Below are 5,855 nucleotides of genomic sequence, written 5' to 3'. Positions count from 1 at the left end.
GCCTAAACCCTTAGTGTAAGTCAATATTGATGAGTTTATCTTACCGATGAAATAAAAAATACTTAATTTTATCGGTTAACACAGTTGCAGGAAAACAAGACAACCATGCTTGACGCCATTATTATTTTCTCATTTATCCTAGCAGCGTCGGGAATAGGGTTCTACAGCATTGAACTACTGCCCAATGGAGCGCTAGATCAGGTAACGAATCTAGAAGCTCTACGCTTAGTTGTTGCCGTCTTTGCCGCTATTATTGGTGGTGCGATCGGGCTGAGTTTCCAGACGACATATCGTCGCCTAGAATCACAAGTCAAAGAAATGCCTCTGGAAGTGATTTTAACTCGTGCGATCGGCTTAGTGATTGGGCTATTACTAGCCAACCTGATGCTAGCCCCACTATTTTTGCTTCCTATCCCGGCGGATTTTGTATTTATTAAGCCATTGGTGGCAGTTGTCGGTAGTATCATCCTTTCCGTCACTGGCATGAATTTGGCAGACACCCACGGGCGAGGCTTACTGCGGTTCATTAATCCCAACACCGTTGAATCAATGGTAGTGGAAGGAACATTAAAACCAGCCAATACCAAAGTTCTAGATACTAGCTGTATTATTGATGGTCGTATTGAAGCCTTACTAGAAACAGGGTTTCTGGAAGGGCAAATTCTCGTACCACAGTTTGTCTTGCAAGAACTTCAACAAGTAGCGGATGCTAGCAAAGATCAAAAGCGGGTGCGGGGAAGACGAGGACTAGAAATTCTCAACCGTATTAAGGAAGATTATCCCGATCGCATCCTAATTAATACAGTTGACTACGAAGATATTCCCACAGTGGATGCCAAGTTAGTACGCTTCGCCCAAGAAATCAGCGGCACACTGCTAACCAACGACTACAACTTGTCTAAAGTCGCCAGTGTTCAAAAAGTACCTGTTTTGAATGTGAATGATTTAGTGAATGCCGTCCGTCCCAGTTATTTACCAGGCGACAACCTGGATTTAAAAATCCTCAAGGAAGGCAAAGAACCCAGTCAAGGCATTGGCTACCTAGATGACGGCACAATGGTAGTTGTTGAAGAAGGTAGCAGTTATGTGGGTGGTGAACTGCGAGTAGTAGTTACCAGTGCTTTGCAAACTACAGCAGGAAGAATGATTTTTGCCAAACCCCAAGCTTCAGCATTGGCGTGAAACAATGGGATGTTTGTTCAATTCGAGTGACACTTGGTAATCGGTGCAGGTTAACTGCACCGATTATTTATTGATTGGACTCACAAGACTCAGTTGCCTGTAAATATTGTAACTGCTCAATTGATAAATCGCTGATTCGTGCATAATATCTAACCTCAAAAATCGTTTAATAACCTCTTTATCTAATACTAAGCCAGCTAAAATCACCGTAGAAGCAGCAATATTACTTTGATTTCTTAATTCTGTAATACCGTTAATTTACCGTGCCACTTCGTTAAGTATAACTTTTGGATCAATTGTACTGCTTAACACTGCCAAAGGTAAAAGCTCAGGTGTTCTCAAAAATACTTCAGTTGGTTGTTACCAAAGTCTAATAACTGCAAATTCATGTCGTGTCCCAGCAATTGTAAATATATTTTGTTGCACCAAATTTGAATTTGTCTGCTTAAGGTAAATTACGACTCTTGAACTGGTAGACGACTACGAACAGCTGCTATATATTTTGTAAATCGGACAGGATGCTTAACATACAATAATAGTGCTATGCCTTTGTAGTTAAAAATTTTAATAAACCACGAAGGCTTAAAAAAATTACAAAGCCGACTTTTGCAACACAACCGTATTTGATGGCTAAATCAATTGTTTCAACAAAACGGCTCGGCAGCCAGTTAATCCATTGGTTGCTTGAAGAAGACCAACGACGAGAGAAAGAAGGCCCTTACCGCAAAGAAGAACCACATCGCCAGCATTCTTGGTGGCAGGTGATGTGCTTGACTGGTGTAGATTATTTCTCGACCCTTGGCTATCAACCAGGGATTGCAGCACTAGCGGCTGGCGCTCTTTCTCCTATAGCTACCCTGATTCTGGTTTTGCTGACGCTTTTTGGAGCATTGCCAATCTATCGGCGTATTGCTGCCGAAAGCCCTTATGGGGAAGGGTCGATCGCAATGTTAGAGCGTTTACTTCCCTGGTGGCAAGGCAAATTACTTGTATTGTGCTTACTTGGCTTTGTGGCAACTGACTTTATTATTACAATTACTTTGTCAGCAGCTGATGCCACAGCCCATATCATCGAAAATCCGCTGACACCAATTTGGCTTCACAATCAGACGATCGCAGTTACCCTGATATTAGTTACATTACTAGGTGCAGTTTTCTTAAGAGGTTTCCGAGAAGCCATTGGGATTGCAGTAGTTTTGGTGGGAGTTTATCTGCTGTTAAACTTCATTGTTGTTGACGTTGGTGTGTATCAGATATTAACTCACACAGAAGCGATCGCTAACTGGCAAACTGCACTTTTTGCTCGCCATTCCAATCCTTTGATCCTAATCGGCATTTCTCTCTTCATCTTCCCCAAACTCGCGCTGGGATTGTCAGGTTTTGAGACTGGTGTTACCGTTATGCCCCTGGTTAAAGGTAGCAGTAACAGCACTTCGCAGCATCCCAGAGGGCGGATTCGGAATACACGCAAGTTGCTCACCACTGCTGCTCTGATTATGAGCTTCTTTTTGCTTACCACCAGTTTTATAACCACTCTACTGATTCCAACCGCAGAATTTGCATCGGGGGGCAAAGCTAACGGACGCGCCCTTGCTTATTTAGCACATTTTTATTTGGGCAATGGCTTTGGCACAATTTACGATTTAAGTACTATTTCTATTTTGTGGTTTGCAGGTGCATCTGCAATGGCAGGGCTGTTAAATATCGTGCCTCGCTACCTACCACGCTATGGTATGGCACCCAATTGGGCACGGGCAACGCGACCTTTGGTGTTAGTCTACACAGCGATCGCTTTTGTTGTCACAATTATCTTCAAAGCAAATGTAGAAGCCCAAGGTGGAGCTTACGCAACTGGTGTGCTTGTGTTGATCACCTCAGCCGCCTTTGCCGTCACCTTATCAGCCCACCGTCACCGACAGAAGCGGGCAAGACTCGTTTTTGGCATCATTACACTGTTATTTTTATATACCACCATTGTTAATATCATCGAAAGACCAGAAGGGATTAGGATTGCTGGGTTTTTCATCGGTGCGATCATTTTTACCTCGCTGGTTTCTCGTGTTTGGCGTTCAACAGAACTGCGAGCAGAGCGGATTGAAGTTGACGAACTTGCCGGTCAATTCCTTGCCGAAGATAGCCAGGGAACAATACGACTGATTGCAAATCGCTTGAATACGGGCGATGTCCTAGAGTATTTTATGAAAGAGAAAGAGGTACGCGAAGACAATCATATTCCAGCCAACGCTCCAATTCTGTTTCTAGAAATTCATGTATCCGATGCTTCGGAATTTGCGGATGTGATCAGCGTAAAAGGGGTACAAGTTGGTGACTATCGCATCCTCCGGGCTGAAAGTGCAGCAGTCCCGAATGCGATCGCAGCTTTACTACTTTACATTCGCGACCAAACAGGTAAGATTCCCCATGCTTACTTCGGCTGGGCTGAGGGAAATCCCATACAATACCTATTGCGTTTTATCTTGTTTGGTGAAGGTGACATTGCTGTAGTTACCCGTGAAGTACTGCGTCGGGCTGAAAAGAATCCCGATATGCGACCTGCTATTCATGTTGGGGGTTGATTTAGGAGTGCTGATTTAGGAGTGCTGATTTAGGAGTGCAGAGTGCGATTATTACTTTTTTTTACTCAGCACTCGTTACTCATTACTCATTACTCAGCACTCAGCACTCAGCACTGTTTAGGTGATAGAAGTAGCGATCGCAGCTTTTACTTCAATTTTGAAGAAATTGCCTTAAAATTTATGTAAATATGAGCCGCTCAATCTGAGATTAACTTTAAAATTATTTAACTTTTTAGAATGCCAGACGCGGAAAAGTTCCACAACCAGCTGGCTAATCACAAGCTGCTGCATCGGCAAGTTAGTAAAAAGCCAAATTCTTCGCTAGTAGCCAGCAAAGAAGAAGGAATGGTGCTTCAGTTGGCTGATGGCACTATCCAGGCTTGCAATACCGCTAGCGATCGCATTTTGGGACTGACCCCACAACAGCTTGTAGGGCAAAATTTGCTCGATCCCAAGTGGCAATTTATTCATGAAGATGGCTCTCCTTTACTCAGTGAAACTCACCCTGCGATCGTTGCCCAAAATACAGGTAAACCTTGCTTAAATGTGGTGTGTGGCTTTTATAAGCCAAATGGTGAGCTAGTCTGGCTATTGTTGTCCTCGCAACCTCTTTTTCAAACTGAAGCAAGTAATCTGTATGCGATCGTCACAACTTTTTCAGATGTTACGGCATCTAAGTACGCCCAGTTCGAGGATGACTGTAGTTGCGAACAAAATACTCAACAAGTTGATGCAGATGAATTTCAGGCATTGTGGGATAGTCAACGTCTGTTTCAACAAATTGCTGGCACTCTTCCGGGAATACTCTACATTTATGACCTAATTGAGCAGCGAAATGCTTACGTTAATTACGAAATTGCTCAAGGTTGGGGCTACACACCAGCAGAAATCCAGGCAATGGGAAAGGAGTTATTTGTCCAACTTCTACACCCTGAAGATTTGGCTCGACTCCCTAGCTATCTTGAACAATTTAATTCTACTCATCAGGGTGAAGTCCTCAGCTTTGAATACCGAATTCGACACGCCAATGGAGAGTGGCGCTGGTTTTGTAGCTATGACACTTTACACAGCAGAACTGCTGGTGGATTGCCGCAATATCTTTTGGGGATTGCTTTTGATATTACAGAGCGACGACACATAGAAATTTCCTTGCGGCAAAGTAATGAAAGGTTTGAGCTAGCAGCAGCGGCGGTTAATTGCCTAATCTATGACTGGGAGATTGGCAGAAATACTGTGGAAAGAACTCAAGGTCTAACCCAGGTTTTTGGCTACACACAACAAGAAACTGAACCTACTTTCCAGTGGTGGCAAGAACGCATTCATCCCGATGACCAACAAAGAGTTAACGACCAATTCATGGCTAGTATGGCCAATGGAAACCGTTATCGGATTGAGTATCGAGTGCGTCACAAAGATGGCCGCTATTTGTGGGTGGAAGACCAGGGGTTTGCAGTCCGGGATGCAAATGGTCAGGTAGTTAGGGTAGTTGGTGCGAGTACTGATATTACCGAACAGCAAGCTGCGCTATGGGAACGTCAAAAAATTGAAACAAATCTGCGCGAGAGTGAAGAACGGATTCGGTTGGCTACTAATGCTGCTGAACTGGGTATGTGGTTTTGGAATATCACTACCAACGAGGTAATTTGGACAGACAAATGTCGGCAGCTGTTTGGAGTGTCTCTAGAAGCCGAAATCAGCTTTGAGATTTTCCTCAACAGTGTATATGCAGAAGATCGCCAATGCATTCATGAAGCGATCGCCCGCTCTCTTGAGGAAAATGTTGAGTGTGACATTGAATACCGCACCCTTTGGTCTGATGGTAGTATTCATTGGATTGCTGCTAAAGGTCGCGTCTTTTATGATGCCGAGGGTAAGCCAGTACGAATGATGGGTACTACCCAAGATATTACCCAACGCAAACAAGTAGAAAATGATTTGCGCCAGCGCGAAACTCAATTAAGGCGCTTAGTTGATTCCAACATTATTGGCATTATGTTCGCCACTCCTGATTACATTACTGAGGCGAACGAGGCTTTTTTAGAAATGGTGGGTTATACGCGAGAAGAACTTTTAGCGGGTAAGATACGCAGACAACAC

4 protein-coding genes are annotated in these 5,855 nt (G+C 43.7%); all 4 read left to right on the top strand.

Annotated elements, in window-relative coordinates; translation table 11 throughout:
• The first annotated feature begins 105 nt into the window (after positions 1–105).
• The gene (locus tag IQ229_RS10135) at positions 106–1,182 is read left to right on the top strand and encodes a PIN/TRAM domain-containing protein (RefSeq protein ID WP_194043348.1); all 1,077 of its coding nucleotides are present in this window, start codon (positions 106–108) and stop codon (positions 1,180–1,182) included.
• 626 nt (positions 1,183–1,808) lie between these two features.
• Positions 1,809–3,758, top strand: a complete 1,950-nt coding sequence (locus IQ229_RS10130; RefSeq protein ID WP_194043346.1) for an APC family permease — start codon at positions 1,809–1,811, stop codon at positions 3,756–3,758.
• Positions 3,759–3,800: 42 nt separating this feature from the next.
• Positions 3,801–3,944 (top strand): hypothetical protein, encoded by a 144-nt coding sequence (locus IQ229_RS23895; RefSeq protein ID WP_228013361.1) that lies wholly within the window; start codon positions 3,801–3,803, stop codon positions 3,942–3,944.
• Positions 3,945–3,995: 51 nt separating this feature from the next.
• The coding region (locus IQ229_RS10125; RefSeq protein ID WP_194043345.1) for a PAS domain-containing protein at positions 3,996–5,855 on the top strand (1,860 nt) is incomplete at its 3' end.

Origin of the sequence: Nostoc cf. edaphicum LEGE 07299 (assembly GCF_015207245.1) — a bacterium.
Classification (GTDB): Bacteria; Cyanobacteriota; Cyanobacteriia; order Cyanobacteriales; family Nostocaceae; genus Nostoc; species Nostoc edaphicum_B.
The sequence above is the reverse complement of the archived record's forward strand: the minus strand, read 5'-3'. Positions and strand labels throughout refer to the sequence as shown.